Below are 14754 nucleotides of genomic sequence, written 5' to 3'. Positions count from 1 at the left end.
ATGGGAAGCTGGTGTTATGACATGCCCTTTGGCATTTTATCAGCGGCACAGGCTGCGCAGAGGCCGGACATACCGGCACCTACGACAATAATATCGGCATCCATGGTCTTGCCTAGCTGACTGCCATAACTTTGAGTTTCTGCAAAATCTGCCAGCAGACTGGGATAAGAAAGCCAGAAAAACAAAGTAATATAAATTTTTCCTCAGAAATATAAGCGGGCATTATTGGCTAACCTCTTTATTTTTATTATGTATTCAATTACATAATATTGACATATCAGACGAAGAGGAGTATCATTAAATCATAACATGTAAATAAATACATAATTTACAAGGAGGAAACTGACAATGAAATTTAAGGAATTAGATGATTTTCTGGGCACGCATTTTATCTACACCTATGACAACGGCTGGGAATATGAATGGTATGCCAAGAATGACCATACGGTGGATTACCGTATCCACGGCGGCATGGTGGCTGGTCGTTGGGTGAAAGACCAGGAAGCCAATATCGTCAAGCTCACGGATGGCGTGTTCAAAGTAACCTGGACGGAGCCCACGGGCACGGACGTAGCTTTGGACTTTATGCCAAACGAAAATATCATGCATGGCACGATATTCTTCCCGAAATGGGTACAGGACCATCCGTCCATCACGGTTTGCTTCCAGAATGAGCATATCGACCTCATGGAGGAATCCCGGGAGAAATACGAGACTTACCCGAAGTATCTGGTGCCGGAATTTGCGAAGATCACCTATATGGGCAAAGCTGGACAGAATAACGAAGAAGTCATTGCCGAAGGTCCTTATGCAGGCATGACAGACGATATTCGGGCTGGCAGGTATTTTGATGCAGAATACAAACGTTTGAAAAAATAAATTCAGGGAAAGTGCGGAAGTTTGTCAGCTTCCGCTTTTTCAGCACGAAAAGTGCAATATAGAAAAGGGGAGTTTCGATGAAAGGATGGAAAGAAAAACTACAGCATGCCGTAAGATTCTTGGGAAAACATCCCTTGCCTGCCTTGGCTGTCTTATTCCTGCTGGCGATCTTAGGGCATTTTGCCATGCAGCAGGCCGAGCGTTTTCCTAAATTGGCCTGCTCACCCTGTCATGTCATGGGGCCTTATGTAGATGGTTATGACCATGGGGATTTGTTGGCCAACAAACATAAGGAAGCGCATGTGGACTGCATTGATTGTCATGAAAACGGTATTGAGGACAAAGTACAAGAAACTATCTGGTATGTGACCGATGATTTTGATGATCCTCCAGCCAAACGCCATTTTGACAACAAGATGTGCACGAAATGTCATAGCGATATGGATGCGCTGATCGCCAAGACGGATAAAGGCAATGGTGTCAATCCGCATAATTCCCATCTGGGGGATCTGACCTGCACAGATTGTCATAAGATGCACAAACAATCCAAAGCGGCCTGCCAGAACTGCCATGATTTTGAGTTTTTGCATAATCTGCCAGCGGAATGGGAAAAGGTACAAGATCCGCATACAGGGGAGGGATCATTATGAAAGCAAGTGATTTGAGCCGCCGTAACTTCCTGAAGGGCGGAGCAATGGCGCTGGCCGGAGCCGTAGCCGCACCGCTGTTGGCTGGTTGTGGCAACGGCCGCCAACACGAGTTGGATGATGAAGGCAATTTTAAACAGAAAGATCCGCAGCCAGATTTCATGAAGCCGCCAGCCCCCATTGCGGACAGTCAGATTGTCAGCACCGAAAAGGCTGATGTCATCATCGTGGGGGCTGGCATGAGCGGCCTGTGTGCGGCCATATCGGCAGCAGAAGAAGGCGGCAGGGTCATTGTACTGGAAAAGACTAATACGGTGAATTTCCGTGGCTATGATTATGCGGCTGTCAATTCCCGGGTGCAGCAACAGGTAGGCAATCATCTGGACCCCGTGGATGTCACCCGGGAAATCATGCGTTTCGGCGCTTATAAACCCAATCAAAAGGTAGTTATGCAATGGGTGAAGCATAGCGGCCATGTCAATGACTGGCTGCTGGAGATGGCCCTGAAAAAGGGATGTACGGTGCAGCATATCTGGACTTATGATGAGATGGTGGCCGAAGGCGCTACGCTGCCCACCCGTCCATCCATGACCTTTGTGCTGGAACCGACACAGGAAGCAATCGAAAAAGCCCCCAAGGGAATGATTGGGGGCAAGCCTGTTATCGCTATGGCCTATACCCTGCTGTCAACCGCGCAGGATAAGGGCGTGGATTTGCGATTCAAACTGCCGGCGGTGCAATTAATCCGTGAAGATGATAACAAAGGCCGGGTAACCGCTGTCATTGCTAAGGACCCAGAGGGAAAATATCATAAATTCGTGGGCGAGAAGGGAATCATTCTCTGTGCCGGCGATTATGGACATGATAAGGAGATGCTCCATCATTACATCCCCAGTGCCGATACCGTGAAAATCAATCTTTATCCCAGTAAGGCCAATACCGGCGATGGTCATAAGATGGGGCTGTGGGTAGGTGCTGCTATCGATGAAGGTCCTCATGCCCCTATGTATTTTGACTTCGGTATGGTCAATGCCCCGGGCTTGGCGGATTCAGTCATGCGCCAGCCCTAGCTGTCCCTGAATAACTACGGGGAACGCTTCGCCAATGAAGATCTTCCCTACCCTTTTATCGCCAACGGCATGCGACAGGAGCCGGATTACAGCAAATGGAATATCTGGGATTCCAAGTGGCCGACAGAAGCACCCGCTATGCATCAGACTGCTTGTAAGTCTCTCAAAAGTGTATACCATGATCCCAAGCGGCTGCAAAAACTGATTGATGATGGCGTGGTCAAATCGGCTGATTCGTTGCAGGAATTGGCCCGCCAGATGAACCTGCCCTATGAAAAGGTCAAGGCAGAGATAACACGTTACAATGAAATGGCGCGCAAGGGCTTTGATGATGATTTTTACAAGCGCAAAGAGTGTCTGACTACCATTGAGAAACCGCCCTTCTATGCGGCTCATATATCCATAGCCTTGCTGGTAACCTTAGGCGGCTTGAAAATAAATGAAAATATGCAGGTACTCGATAACGAAAAGCATGTTATCCCCGGTCTTTATGCAGCAGGAAACAATTCCGGCAATTTCTATGCCAATGACTATTGTATGACCATTATGGGCAACAGCCATGGACGGGCCTATACTTTCGGATATCTGGCGGGCAAACAGGTTATGAAAGAATAGCCTGATAAAAAATCGAGAGATTTTTCATCAAGCTTTATTACTTTCTGTCTGCTGATTCAAATTCTCGTTGTAATAATTGACATTACAATCAAAAGGCGTTATTATATCATTGTAAGTGAACTTATTACAACGAATAAACGGAGGTAAACATGATGAGCAACTTCAACAAGAGCCATGTGACAGCTGAGGCAAGGACGGAACTGCATGATAGATTGCAGCTGACCGGTGCAGAGATAAGCATCAACAATCTCCCCGCCGGCGCCAGCGTTCCCTTTGTTCATTACCACAAGAAGAATGAGGAAATCTACTTCATCACCGCAGGCCAAGGCAAGGCGGTAATCGATGGGGAAACGGTGGAACTTTCGGCTGGGGACTGGCTGCGGATTTCCCCGGCTGCCCGCCGTCAGTTCTTTGCTGCTGCCCACGAAGGGATCAGCTATGTGTGCATCCAGGTGCGGGAGGGTTCTTTGGAAGAATATACCGCGGATGATGCAGGCATCGAAGCGTAATCCCGATTGACAAGAGAGTCTCATTGTAATACCATTTTTTACAATGAGACTTTTTTCATGGGAGAATGACTATGCAATTTTCTTTTCGTATGCCCGTAGCTGTACACATCATGCTGTGCATTGCCAAATTTGACGGCGTATTCAAGACTACTTCCACCTTTTTGGCCTCCAGCGTCAATGTCAACCCGGTTATCATCCGCAAAACTTTGGGGCAGCTGAAGGCTGCTGGTTTGGTGGAAGTCGCCGCTGGTGTCGGCGGTGCGAAACTGACAAGACCCCCGCAGGAGATTACCTTGCAGGATGTATTCCAGGCGGTGGAAGAAGATGAGGACTTATTCCATATCCAGGATAACCCGAATCCCCAGTGCCCCGTGGGGCGCAATATCCAGCGGGTGCTTGGCGGCCGTCTGGCCATGGTAAAAGACCATATGCTGGCTGATTTTTCCCGAATAACGCTGGCCGACCTGCTGGAAGACATACAACATACGGAAGAAGAGCGCGCCTGAACGATATTGAGGTGAATGCATATGCATGATATATGGAATCCCTGGCATGGCTGTGTCCGCATCAGTCCGGGGTGTGCCAACTGCTATATGTACACCCTCGATCAGCAGCGGGGAAAGTCCGGGGCCGATATCTACCGCACCGATAATTTCAATTATCCTTTGCAAAAAGACCGTCATGGCAGCTATAAGGTCAAGAGCGGCGAACTCATCCGTGTCTGCATGACCGCGGATTTCTTTTTGGAGGAAGCAGACCGATGGCGGGACGAGGCCTGGGAAATCATGTGGCGGCGGCCGGATGTCATCTTCTTTTTGCTGACCAGCGGCCGGAACGCGTGGCAGATTGCCTGCCGGAAGGATTCGGCGATGGCTGGGAAAACATCTGGTTCAATGTAACCTGCGAAAATCAGCAGATGGCAGACAAGCGGCTGCCCTATCTGAAAGAGCTGCCCTTTCGTCATAAGGGCGTGGTCTGTGCCCCATTTATCGGGCCTGTCACGCTCCGCCCCTATATTGAGGAAGGCTTTATCGAGCAGGTAACCTGTGGCGGCGAAAATTATAACGGGGCCCGGCCTTGCAACTATGATTGGGTGCTGGCTCTGCATGACGAGTGCCGGCAGGCGGATGTTTCGTTTTCCTTCATGGAGATAGGTTCTGATTTTATCAAGGATGGCAAACATTACCGGCTGCGGACCAAGCAAAGACAAGCCGAGCAGGCTTTTCGGGCCGGCCTTAATTTCAGGGGCAGGGCCCAGCATTTTGACCTTCGCTACGCCATTGGCCTGCCTGTTCCCCCGGATGAACTCTACCAGCCCCACTATGATGGCCCTAACTGCCATGCCTGCGGCAGCCGTCTTATCTGCAATGGGTGCAGCCATTGCGGCAAATGTGGTGGGAATTCGAATAAATATTTGGACAATAACGCATAAACGTGATAAAATAATAGCAGGAGAGCGTTTAGATACGTGAAAGAACCTCCAAGGTTTGTGTATTGCCTTGGAGGTTCTTATTTTTTTGATAATTTTTTTCACTTAGCTATTGAAAATTGTTATCATTTATGATAATATACTTACAGGCTTTCGTTAAGCTCTCCTAAAATATAATACACACCCAAAAGCGGCCGTACTGCTCATACGGCCGCTTTTGGGTGTCTGCATCTCACAGCCATCTACCTCAACCTTTGCCACAATATTGAATTTCCATCTGCAACTGTTCTAAAAATTTCGCTGCATGCCCCCCATCCATTTGCACATGGTGAAACTGAAAGGACACCGGTAAAACGGTTTTGAAAAAACCTTTACGATATTTTCCCCACATAACCATTGGATTTGAGAATTTTTCCGTATACTGATTCACAATACAATCCAGCTCTGTCTGGATCATGGCTGATGTGCCAATAATCATGCAGTCTTCCAGGAAACTGCTTTTGCATTCCTGCGCCGCTTTTTCCGTTAATGTCAAGTAGTCCCGATTGAATTGCTCTAAATCAGCAGAAAAGGGAATATCGCAAGAGCTGATCCCGCCTTGCTTATTGGCCACAATGACATTTATCCCCATTTTGTCGAAACGATATAGTTTCCCATCTTCTGGCAACAAATAAAATTCTTCTATCTTGCTGGCAGCCCTGCCAATGCACCAGCACATTAGCGCTGTGAATCTTATGCCACGGTTCTTGCTCATCTTCAACAAGCGGCTGACATTTATCGTCTTTACTAATGTCACCATTGGCATGGGCGACGTCATCCATAGGGAAAAAGCCTCCGCACGAGGGCTTTCCTGTGGTAAAAGCTCAGTTTTCATCATTCCTCCTGCATAATATTCCCACCAGACCTTATCCAAGCATCCAAAAAGGCCATCTGTTCCTCGGTATGGAACCAATGCTCGCCACCTTCCATAACGGTCAGCCCCGCCTGATGCTTTTCGGCAAAATCCTCCCCGAATTCGGTATGGATTTTCGCTCTCCCTTTATCCTCTGCAATATCAATCAACGCCGTTTCTTCGGCTGGGACAGGACGAAGCTATCGTCGATTCTCTGCTGTATCTCCATCATCGGTATGCTGCCGTCCAGACATATCGTATACCAGTACTTCCGGTTCATATGCCAGCCAGAAAAATACTGCTTTCCATCCACCAAAGCGGTTACCTGTTCTGCCGTGCCATGCAGGTTCATGATGCGGATGGGCTGGCTGCCGCCCAAGCCAATCTTATTCGGATGGACCTTCATGAATACCGCATACCACTTCCTGCTCAGATGGGAGCGGATAACTGCCGCCTCCGTATCCTTCCAGGGATATTCGATTTCGTCGCCATAAGTATCTTTTACATAACGCAGAAGCTCATCAACATAGGCACTGTGGAAACTGCCATGCTCGCCGCAGGCCTCGCCAATGCGGTCAAGCACTGCCCGGTAAGCAGCCCGGACTTCCCCCACAAAGGCTCCCTGAGCATTTTCCACCAGATGCAGTACATAAGGCTCTTCGGCTTCCGTATCCAGCAGCAGGGTGGACACCATGCCGTCCTTGCCGACCTTTACATGAAGCCGGAAACTTCCTGCCAACAAATCTTCTGTATAAAAATAGGCATCATCCTCATGGGCAAAACCAAAGCGTTCCAGTTTATCCAGCAATATTCTGGGCAGTTCGCCTGAAGATAACGCATGCCACTCATCGGTCAATCTCATTGATCATGCACCCTCATCTGCAGTCTCAGCCATTCTCTAAGTACCAGGGCATGGTTCTCCTGCTCGTTTTTGGCGGCATATACCAGTGTCAGAGCCTGTGATTCCAGCAAACTGTGACATTTATCGGCAAAGCCTGCCGCAGCTTCGTTCTGATTCAGTTCCTCTATATATGCCTGGGAGAAACCGTCAAAAGGCATTTCCCCCTGATGATACAGTTTGCGGATTTCCGTGCTGGGCGTGATGGCTTTTGCCCATTCATCAAGATGAGCGGCGTCCTTCTTTATCCCTCTGGGCCAAAGTCTGTCCACCAGCCCCCTGTATCCATCCTGCTTTTCATAAGGTTCATATATACGCTTCAACAATATTTCATGATTCATCCTTTATACCTTCTTACATAGCGAGGCCCTTCTTCGCCAACGATTCCATTGGGCACGAAGCCGCATTTGGCCAATACCCGCTGTGACGCTGTGTTGGCCGGTTCTGCTTCGGCCTCTACACGCAGCACCCCGGCCTGCTGCAAAGCCCAATCAACGGCAGCCATGACGGCCTCCGTGGCATATCCCTGGCGCTGGAACTCCTCTTTTATGCCATATCCTATCTCCACGGAGCCATCTTCATTGCGGCCTTTGAAACACAAATCGCCCACCTGCACGCCATCATGGCGTGTTATCATCCAGATCGCATACCACTCGCCCTGTTCAGGATGGGCAAGATACCCATCCAGCATTTCCCGGTAGGCCTGTATGAGTTCCTCGTCGGTCTGTCTCTCGATAAATTGCTCCATTTCCGCCTGTGATGCTGCATATAGCTGTAAACGCTTTGTTTCTAATGTTATAGGATTCATATTCCCCTGCTCCTCCAGCATGCATTATTGACATCGTCAGCCTTATAATGATAGAATACCACTAATCGAATACATTGAACACTACTTCCGTCACAGGATGGAGGAAAAAGTGTCCAAGTATTGACATAGGTTCAGTTTCAGGCTGCAAGTCAATGCTTGGGCTTTTTGTTTTAGGAGAGCTGCTTATATGACCAAAAACACCATGCTTCATATCGGATGCCATCTATCATCAGCCAAAGGCTATCTGGCCATGGGCAAGGATGCTGTCAGCATCAAGGCCGACACCTTCGCCTTCTTCACGCGCAATCCCCGCAGCGGCAAGGCCAAGGATATCGACCCGGCTGATGTGCAGGCCTTTCGCACCTTTGCTGAGGAGCATCATTTCACCAAACTGGTGGCCCATGCGCCCTACACCATGAACTTATGTGCCGCCAAGGAAAATATCCGCACCTTTGCGCATGAGATGCTGGTGGATGATTTGCAGCGCATGGAAGCCACGCCGGGCAACTACTACAACTTCCATCCCGGCAGCCATGTGGGCCAGGGAAGTGAACAGGGCATTGCCCTGATTGCCGCTGAGCTTAACCGTGTCCTCACCCCAGCCCAATCCACCACAGTGCTTTTGGAAACCATGACGGGAAAAGGCTCTGAGGTGGGTCGTACCTTCGAGGAACTGCGGGCCATCATGGACCAGGTGGAACTGCAGGACAAACTGGGGATATGCCTCGATACCTGTCATGTCTGGGATGGCGGCTATGATATCGTCCATGACCTGGATGGAGTGCTGCAGGAATTTGACCGCATCATCGGCCTTGAACGGCTCAAAGCCATCCACCTCAACGACAGCCTGAATCCCTGTGGCTCCCACAAAGACCGCCATGCCCGCATTGGCGAAGGCTGTATCGGGCTTGAAGCCCTGACCCGTGTCATCAATCATCCCCAGCTGCAGGACCTGCCCTTCATCCTGGAAACGCCCAATGAACTCCCTGGCTACGCGCAGGAAATTGCCCTGCTCAGAGAAAGAAAGGAATGATTGCCTTGCATATTGTCGTTGCCATTGACTCCCTCAAAGGGAGCCTGACTTCTCTGGAAGCTGGAGAAGCCATCCGTTCCGGTATCCTCCGTGTCTATCCCGATGCCCAGGTAAATGTTTTGCCCTTGGCCGACGGCGGCGAAGGGACTGTGGAGGCCCTTACTTTGGGCATGGGCGGAGAGCTGCAAAGGGTAAACGTAACCGGCCCCTTGGGCGAAAGCATCGCTGCCCAATACGGCATCATCCCCGCGAAAAAGACTGCCATCCTGGAGATGGCAGCTGCTGCCGGCATAACATTAGTACCCAAGGAGCAGCGAAATCCCCTCTACACCACCACTTATGGCGTCGGTGAAATGCTGCGAGATGCCATCGGCAAGGGCTGCCGCCATTTCATCATCGGCATTGGCGGCAGTGCCACCAACGACGGTGGACTGGGCATGCTTCAGGCCTTGGGCTATAAGCTGCTGGATGCACATGGCGCACCGGTTCCCTATGGTGCCAGAGGTCTGGAAAAGCTGGCCATCATTGATGATGCAGACGTGCTGCCGGAGCTTCGCGAATGCACCTTCCGCATTGCCTGCGATGTCACCAATCCCCTCTGCGGGCCTCAAGGCTGCAGCGCAGTATTCGGCCCGCAGAAAGGTGCCGCCCTTGACGATATAACCCGCATGGACGGCTGGCTGCAGCATTATGCGGAACTTGCTTGCGCTCAATACCCCCATGCCAATCCCCAGGCCCCCGGGACAGGCGCCGCCGGCGGTCTGGGCTTCGCCTTCCTGACCTTTACCAACGCCACCTTGGAATCCGGCATCCAAATCGTCCTAACGGAAACCAAGCTGGAAGAACAGATTGCAAAGGCGGATTGGGTGATTACCGGCGAGGGCCAACTTGACGGCCAGACCGTAATGGGCAAAGCCCCCATCGGCGTTGCCAAAATTGCCAGGAAACACGATAAACCGGTTATCGCCTTTGCCGGCTGCGTAACCCCCGATGCCCGCCTATGCAATGAACAGGGCATAGCGGCCTTCTTCCCCATCCTGCGGCAGGTTACCACCCTTGCCGAAGCCATGGACCCCCACAATGCCCGCCAGAATATGACGGATACCGTGGAACAGGTTTTCCGGCTTCTTCAAATCCAATCCGCTCGATAAAAAAAGCCTCCAGGAAGCATTTTGCTTTCTGGGGGCTTTCCTTTATCGAAACATCATCCGCCGATATTACCACCTAAAAAATCTGCCCTGGCAGTACCAGCTTTTCCTTTTTGGGAAACGACCGGTCAAAGTCCTCTGCCTCAGCTTCGTCCACGAAATATCCCGGCGGGGTAGCGTATTCGCCGATGATGCCCGCAAGGTATCCCGGTATCAACTCCCGGCACAGGAAGAAAGAGGCATCCGCCCCTTCCGGCAGGCCATGATAGCGGATGCCGAACTTACTGGCATAGTCAAAGCCGCTTTTGCCGTAAAAGCCGATATTGCCCTCGAAACACAGGGCACCGCAACCCAGTTCGGCAGCTTTCTGCAGACTGAAGTCCAACAGCAGCTTGCCATACCCCTGCCCCTTTAGTTCCGGGCAGATGCAGATGGGCCCCATGGTCATGATGGGAATCTCCCTGCCATCATCGGCTTTGATGTGAGCCCGCATAAAGATATTCTGGCCAATCAGATGGCCATCCTTCTCCATGACGAAATCCAGCTCCGGCACAAAGGCTGGGTCATTTCGCAGACAATGCAGAACATAGTGCTCCAGACAGCCAGGCCGATAGACATTCCAAAAGGATTCCCGTACCATGTTTTCTACTTCACGATGTTCCTCAATTTTTTCCAAACGAATACGATAGTCATTTTTGCTCATTGTTTTTCCTCCTGATGATTGATGACTGCAATACAGGGAGGTCGGTGTGAGATTACAATTAAGCCAACCTCCCGGTCAGCCTGCAATCTCCAAGGTGTTGTTTCTCAAACAGCAAGCTCCTCAACAATAAAAAACAATATCTAGTCGAAGAAAACATTCGACACTTCGTATTCTATTACTATATCCAGCAGTTGTCAACTTGCAGGTTCCTGCTGGTATGTGCATGCACAGAAACTGATTCTGACGTCATCTTTTTCCAACAATCTCCGGCTACCATCGCCGCCAATATAAGGCCGACAGAGGCTGTTTTCATTCCGCCTCGTAAGATGCAAGAAAAGGCATCCCAAACCACAAATCAATGAATTAGGAAGACCGGTACTGAAAAAAAGGATATCAAAGCAGAGATTACGCATATTCTGTATCATATAAAGGACAGCAGCAGCTATATCCGTGGCATCTTAGCCTGTGAAAGCGGTGAGATGTTCATGCGCTATTTTAAGGCGTATCTGGAAAAGGTATTTGCCAATGAGCTGAATAAGCATAAACAGGATGTGCCACAGGAGTATATGCTGAATCATATGGTCTGCGATTTTGCAGAAACCGTCAGATGGTGGACGGGACATGAACAGTATTCGCCAAAGGAAATCAGTGATTTCTTCTTTAGCACGACACCATTTGCATGATAAATCATCCCTACATAAAATTGAAACGGGCATAACAATAGTGTGAATCAGCAGAGGAAAAATTCTATTAAACGAAAAGCCATCCCAATCATAAAATACCTAAAATGACTGGTCAAAATATGCTATAATGATTTCAGTTATCTAATGAGGAGACTGTTATGCTACAAGAAACCACAGGCTATATCATTTGCCGCACAGCTCGCAAGATTCATCAGTTCATGACAAAAGTATTAGCCGATTATAACATCACCCCGGAACAATGGGTGGTGCTGCAAATTGTCAGCAAGGAGAAAAACCTTTCTCAACAAGAATTAGCTGAGCGCTTGGAAAAAGACAAGAACAGCACCAAGGCTTTGGTGGACAGACTGATAAAAAAAGAATTATTGACCCGTCAAAAAGATGACAGCGATAAACGGTTCTATAAGCTGCAAGCCACCCCCGCTGGGATCTTTCTCACCAAGGAACTGGCAAAACTTGACTATGACTTTATGCGGGAAACCGAATCCGGGCTTACAGACGAAGAATTAACCAGCTTTACAAAAACCCTCACTAGACTGGAAGAAAAAATCACGGCTAAGCTGTGATTTTTTTCTTGACAATAGTATGTCAACGTACTATTGTATTAGTATGTTAACATACTAATATCAGGAGGCATCTAATGATGAATTTCTATTCACCTATTTCCAGAAAAAACTTTCTCAAAGGCAGTCTGGCTCTAACCGCCGGCTTGTTATTGGGTGATCCACAGGCATTCGCTGCATCCACAGAATATCCCCATTCGCCGGAGGAAGCTACCGGTGAAACAGCCATGCACTATTTATTTGACCGCACGCCCATCGAACCCGCGCAAGTCTTTGACAACCTTTTCTACATTGGCTCCATCTCCGTAGCTCAATTTGTTGTGCGCACTAGTGAAGGTCTTATCATGATTGACTCCGGCTGGGATGAACAGGATGCAGACTATGCCGCCGCCAGCATGAAAAAGCTAGGCTTATCCCCTGCCGACACCCGCTATATTCTCCTTACCCACGGCCACAGCGACCACTATGGTGGTGCCCAGTTCTTCAAGGATAAATATGCACCGCAGGCAAAAATCGGCATTAATATCATTGACAGCAACTGGTATTCGGTAATTCCCGCTCAAAATGCTTTTTCCGGTGTACGTCCCCATATTGACATTGAGCTGAATGACCGTCAAATCATAACCTTAGGCGACACAAATATTTTTCTCGTACTCACTCCTGGTCATACCCCGGGCTGCCTGTCCATGATTGTCCCAGTCACTGATCATGGTGAAGAACATCATGTGGCCATTTGGGGCGGCACCGGCACACCAGCCAATCTGGAAATGAATTACCTCTATCTAAGCGCAGTAAACTACTTCGCCAAATACACCGCTGATTTCCAGGTTGATGTAGAAATGAGCGCCCATGGCTGGGTAGACGATACCTTTCCCCGTTTGGAAAAACTCAAACACCGCCGCCCTGGCCAGCCCCATCCCTTTGTTATCGGTCAGAAAAAATACCGTAAATATGAAGATGTCTTCCGGAAAATGGCACAGGAGGCCATAAAAAAATACCAACCGTAAACCACCCTTTCAAGCCAGTAATTCCCCATCCTGCAAAGTTTCATGCAGGATGGGGAATTGTCATCTGCGGCTTTTTGATGATACGCCTGTCATTAGATAAAAGCTTTTTCCATATGAATATGCGGGCATCCCTCATCGAGGTATTCGTCACCACTAGCAATATAACCTAATGCTTCATAGAAAGGTCGTCCCCTTACCTGTGCCGATAGTTCCAAGGCTGGAATGCTGTTCTTTTTTATCCACGCTTCCACCTTACGCATAATGAGACTGCCATATGATTTGCCGCGATATTTCTTGCGAATGGCTAGTCTACCTAAAGTGTACTTTCCCTTATCTTTTGACGGGAAAACACGGCAGCATCCGGCAATTTCACCATCTACATACAGCAGATAGTGATCTGCGATTTCATCAATATCGTCGAACTCATCATGAAAACCTTGCTCTTCAATGAACACTTCCTGACGAACCAGCATAGCATCCGGATGAAGCAAATTTGTTACTACAACCTCTGTCATATCAAATACTATCTCCTTCCACAGTCATTACACGTTAACACGGCTGAACTTAGAAGCCACGCAAAAGCTCTCGCTGTCCGAATCTCCGGCTCCTTAAAATGCCCGCCAGTATTCCATTCCAGCGTACAGTTAAGACCCTGCTCCTTAAGCCATGCGCAGCCATCCCGTATGCAATCCCCCACACTTGACATAACTGCATTTTTGGTCTTTTCTTCTTTATCGCCAAGGCTGAGGTATACGTTTGGGCATTTAATCGCCGTGCTCTTCATGTAGTCAACAAACCTCGGAAACCAGATAGATGGTGAAGCAGCAGCAATGCCCGCGAATTTATCGGTTTAGTAAGCAGCCCAAAGGGAAAACAGGGCCGCCAGCGAATATCCGCCCAGATAATAGATTTTGCTTTCGTCCTGACAAAGCTTTAGGATTTCGGTCAACAGTTCTCCTGCACCATCGCCAAAATCATCCTTTCCAAAAACCGCAGTTGCCGGCCACGGAGATAAATCAAGGTTCCAGCTTTCCACCTTGACGGCCAACAAGCGAAATTCTTTGCCGGACAGCCTCTGAATTTCTGCCACTTCATCATCCATTCCTGCTATATCATGTTCATCCACAGTCTGAACGAGTGTAATAACCGCATGGGGATTACCATATTCGTATGTAACCATCAAGCAGCCTCCTAGAATTTTGTGACGAAAATCCAATCATCAAGAAAAGCCATCTGTTCCTCCGTATGGAACCAATGCTCACCATTTTCCATAACCGTCAGCCCTGCATGATGCTTTTCGGCAAAATCCTTCATCGTTGCCAGCGATGTCAGTTGGTCTTTTTCGCCATACAGAATCTGCGTTGGCACATTCCATTTAAGGGGATGATTTCTGACGTAGCTCAGATACTCCCACGATAAATCCTCGCCGAATTCGGTATGAATTACACCTTGAGCTTCCAGTTCCGCCTCCGTTACATTGGCCCATCTCATCATATCCAGAATAAGACGCTCCATGTCCACAATGGGTGAAATGAAATATGCCTTCTGAATAAGCCCGTCTATTCCCGCATTCATGCTGAAAAATGCCCCAATGCTGTTGGCAATCAGGATAATCTCCTCACCCTTTTCTGTCAGCTGCTCAACAGCAGTCCGAATCTCCCGGCCAGTCTCCCCAGGCGAAAAGGTCTGATAATCCAGCCCGTTAACCTTATCCTGGGGAAAAAGCGGCTCATAATGTTTGCTTTCCTCAGCATTTCCACCTTTACCATGTATATACAAAACCTGCATGTTCAACCGCTCCCCTTACCCATCCATCCGACAACACATCGCTTGGATCTTGACATAATAAAAG

19 protein-coding genes and 2 pseudogenes are annotated in these 14754 nt (G+C 48.9%); 11 read left to right on the top strand and 10 right to left on the bottom strand.

Going from position 1 to position 14754, the window contains the following annotated elements; translation table 11 throughout:
- Window positions 1-14: 14 nt before the first annotated feature.
- A complete protein-coding gene (locus BUB68_RS15285; RefSeq protein ID WP_178139518.1) occupies window positions 15-185 on the bottom strand; it encodes a hypothetical protein in 171 nt (56 codons plus the stop codon).
- A 163-nt stretch (window positions 186-348) separates the two neighbouring features.
- Here BUB68_RS15285 and BUB68_RS11335 point away from each other — a divergent pair, with 163 nt between their 5' ends.
- The 6 genes and pseudogenes from BUB68_RS11335 to BUB68_RS11310 all read left to right on the top strand — a co-directional run bounded on the left by BUB68_RS11335 (window position 349) and on the right by BUB68_RS11310 (window position 5152).
- A complete protein-coding gene (locus BUB68_RS11335; RefSeq protein WP_073091391.1) occupies window positions 349-879 on the top strand; it encodes a phenolic acid decarboxylase in 531 nt (176 codons plus the stop codon).
- A gap of 77 nt (window positions 880-956) precedes the next feature.
- On the top strand, window positions 957-1529 hold the full coding sequence (locus BUB68_RS11330) for a cytochrome c3 family protein (protein WP_073091390.1): 573 nt from the start codon (window positions 957-959) through the stop codon (window positions 1527-1529).
- Window positions 1484-3211, top strand: a pseudogene (locus tag BUB68_RS15665) (FAD-dependent oxidoreductase). Before BUB68_RS11330 ends, BUB68_RS15665 begins: the two are co-directional and overlap by 46 nt.
- A gap of 149 nt (window positions 3212-3360) precedes the next feature.
- A complete protein-coding gene (locus tag BUB68_RS11320; protein ID WP_256625902.1) occupies window positions 3361-3720 on the top strand; it encodes a cupin domain-containing protein in 360 nt (119 codons plus the stop codon).
- Between the two features lie 71 nt (window positions 3721-3791).
- The gene (locus BUB68_RS11315; RefSeq protein WP_073091386.1) at window positions 3792-4226 is read left to right on the top strand and encodes an Rrf2 family transcriptional regulator; all 435 of its coding nucleotides are present in this window, start codon (window positions 3792-3794) and stop codon (window positions 4224-4226) included.
- Window positions 4227-4241: 15 nt separating this feature from the next.
- Window positions 4242-5152, top strand: a pseudogene (locus tag BUB68_RS11310) (DUF5131 family protein).
- 244 nt (window positions 5153-5396) lie between these two features.
- Here the strand turns inward: BUB68_RS11310 and BUB68_RS11305 are convergent.
- From BUB68_RS11305 to BUB68_RS11285, 5 genes are read right to left on the bottom strand one after another with little or no spacing between them, the layout of a single operon-like run.
- Window positions 5397-6026, bottom strand: coding sequence for a CatA-like O-acetyltransferase, family 2 (locus tag BUB68_RS11305; RefSeq protein ID WP_256625900.1), 630 nt, complete (start codon window positions 6024-6026; stop codon window positions 5397-5399).
- On the bottom strand, window positions 6023-6211 hold the full coding sequence (locus BUB68_RS11300; protein ID WP_073091382.1) for a hypothetical protein: 189 nt from the start codon (window positions 6209-6211) through the stop codon (window positions 6023-6025). Before BUB68_RS11300 ends, BUB68_RS11305 begins: the two co-directional genes overlap by 4 nt.
- Window positions 6208-6903, bottom strand: a complete 696-nt coding sequence (locus tag BUB68_RS11295; RefSeq protein ID WP_073091380.1) for an MmcQ/YjbR family DNA-binding protein — start codon at window positions 6901-6903, stop codon at window positions 6208-6210. The genes BUB68_RS11300 and BUB68_RS11295 overlap by 4 nt, the downstream gene beginning before the upstream one ends.
- Entirely contained in the window at window positions 6900-7280 is a 381-nt protein-coding gene (locus BUB68_RS11290; RefSeq protein WP_073091378.1) for a DUF488 domain-containing protein, read from the bottom strand. The genes BUB68_RS11295 and BUB68_RS11290 overlap by 4 nt, the downstream gene beginning before the upstream one ends.
- Entirely contained in the window at window positions 7277-7747 is a 471-nt protein-coding gene (locus BUB68_RS11285; protein WP_073091376.1) for a GNAT family N-acetyltransferase, read from the bottom strand. The genes BUB68_RS11290 and BUB68_RS11285 overlap by 4 nt, the downstream gene beginning before the upstream one ends.
- A gap of 187 nt (window positions 7748-7934) precedes the next feature.
- Between BUB68_RS11285 and BUB68_RS11280 the strand changes: the two genes are divergently transcribed.
- Window positions 7935-8780 (top strand): deoxyribonuclease IV, encoded by an 846-nt coding sequence (locus BUB68_RS11280; protein ID WP_371914862.1) that lies wholly within the window; start codon window positions 7935-7937, stop codon window positions 8778-8780.
- On the top strand, window positions 8777-9931 hold the full coding sequence (locus tag BUB68_RS11275) for a glycerate kinase family protein (RefSeq protein WP_256625899.1): 1155 nt from the start codon (window positions 8777-8779) through the stop codon (window positions 9929-9931). Before BUB68_RS11280 ends, BUB68_RS11275 begins: the two co-directional genes overlap by 4 nt.
- A 73-nt stretch (window positions 9932-10004) precedes the next feature.
- Here the strand turns inward: BUB68_RS11275 and BUB68_RS11270 are convergent, their stop codons facing one another.
- Complete coding sequence (locus tag BUB68_RS11270) at window positions 10005-10631, bottom strand: GNAT family N-acetyltransferase (protein WP_073091375.1); 627 nt, start codon at window positions 10629-10631, stop codon at window positions 10005-10007.
- Between the two features lie 362 nt (window positions 10632-10993).
- On the opposite strand from BUB68_RS11270, the gene BUB68_RS15280 reads away from it, so the two are divergent.
- The 3 genes from BUB68_RS15280 to BUB68_RS11255 all read left to right on the top strand — a co-directional run bounded on the left by BUB68_RS15280 (window position 10994) and on the right by BUB68_RS11255 (window position 12902).
- Window positions 10994-11314, top strand: a complete 321-nt coding sequence (locus tag BUB68_RS15280; RefSeq protein ID WP_178139520.1) for a TetR-like C-terminal domain-containing protein — start codon at window positions 10994-10996, stop codon at window positions 11312-11314.
- A gap of 158 nt (window positions 11315-11472) precedes the next feature.
- A complete protein-coding gene (locus BUB68_RS11260) occupies window positions 11473-11898 on the top strand; it encodes a MarR family winged helix-turn-helix transcriptional regulator (RefSeq protein ID WP_073091371.1) in 426 nt (141 codons plus the stop codon).
- Between the two features lie 74 nt (window positions 11899-11972).
- On the top strand, window positions 11973-12902 hold the full coding sequence (locus tag BUB68_RS11255; protein WP_073091369.1) for an MBL fold metallo-hydrolase: 930 nt from the start codon (window positions 11973-11975) through the stop codon (window positions 12900-12902).
- A gap of 92 nt (window positions 12903-12994) precedes the next feature.
- Here the strand turns inward: BUB68_RS11255 and BUB68_RS11250 are convergent, their stop codons facing one another.
- From BUB68_RS11250 to BUB68_RS11240, 3 genes are all read right to left on the bottom strand, one after another.
- Window positions 12995-13417, bottom strand: a complete 423-nt coding sequence (locus BUB68_RS11250) for a GNAT family N-acetyltransferase (protein ID WP_073091367.1) — start codon at window positions 13415-13417, stop codon at window positions 12995-12997.
- A 335-nt stretch (window positions 13418-13752) separates the two neighbouring features.
- Window positions 13753-14082: an alpha/beta hydrolase gene (locus BUB68_RS15655; RefSeq protein WP_256625897.1), complete on the bottom strand. Its 330-nt coding sequence runs from the start codon at window positions 14080-14082 to the stop codon at window positions 13753-13755.
- Window positions 14083-14093: 11 nt separating this feature from the next.
- The gene (locus tag BUB68_RS11240) at window positions 14094-14690 is read right to left on the bottom strand and encodes an alpha/beta hydrolase (RefSeq protein ID WP_178139517.1); all 597 of its coding nucleotides are present in this window, start codon (window positions 14688-14690) and stop codon (window positions 14094-14096) included.
- Between the last annotated feature and the right edge of the window lie 64 nt (window positions 14691-14754).

It is taken from the genome of Pseudoselenomonas ruminantium, assembly GCF_900142515.1.
GTDB classification, from domain to species: Bacteria; Bacillota; Negativicutes; order Selenomonadales; family Selenomonadaceae; genus Selenomonas_A; species Selenomonas_A ruminantium_D.
Note: the sequence above shows the minus strand (reverse complement) of the source record. Positions and strands in the feature narration are given on the sequence as shown.